Here is a 401-nt window from a genome sequence, read left to right as displayed (position 1 = left end):
TGGCAGGCCCTGAGCCAGGCCCACCATCTGGCGCCGTTCAGTGACTACAAGCAGCTGGCCGAGAACGGCCCGCGCATCATCACCGAGGCCCGTGGCGTGCACCTGTGGGACAGCGAGGGGCACAAGATCCTCGATGGCATGGCCGGCCTGTGGTGCGTGGCCGTCGGCTATGGCCGCGAGGAGCTGGTCGAGGCTGCTGCCCGACAGATGCGTCAGCTGCCGTTCTACAACACCTTCTTCCAGACCGCCCACCCGCCGGTGCTGGAGCTGGCCCAGGCGATCGCCCAGCTGGCACCGGCCGGCATGAACCACGTGTTCTTCACCGGTTCCGGCTCCGAGGGCAACGACACCATGCTGCGCCTGGTGCGCCACTACTGGGCGTGCAAGGGCCAGCCGAACAA

Annotated in this window: 1 protein-coding gene; it reads left to right on the top strand. The window is 67.8% G+C overall.

Features of this window, described 5'->3' with window-relative positions; genetic code table 11:
* On the top strand, window positions 1–401 hold a 401-nt coding region (locus E4487_RS24410), incomplete at both ends, for an aminotransferase class III-fold pyridoxal phosphate-dependent enzyme (protein WP_175254591.1).

The organism is Pseudomonas sp. BMW13 (assembly GCF_013357275.1).
Lineage (GTDB): Bacteria > Pseudomonadota > Gammaproteobacteria > Pseudomonadales > Pseudomonadaceae > Aquipseudomonas > Aquipseudomonas khazarica.
This window is presented reverse-complemented; position numbering and strand designations above follow the sequence as displayed.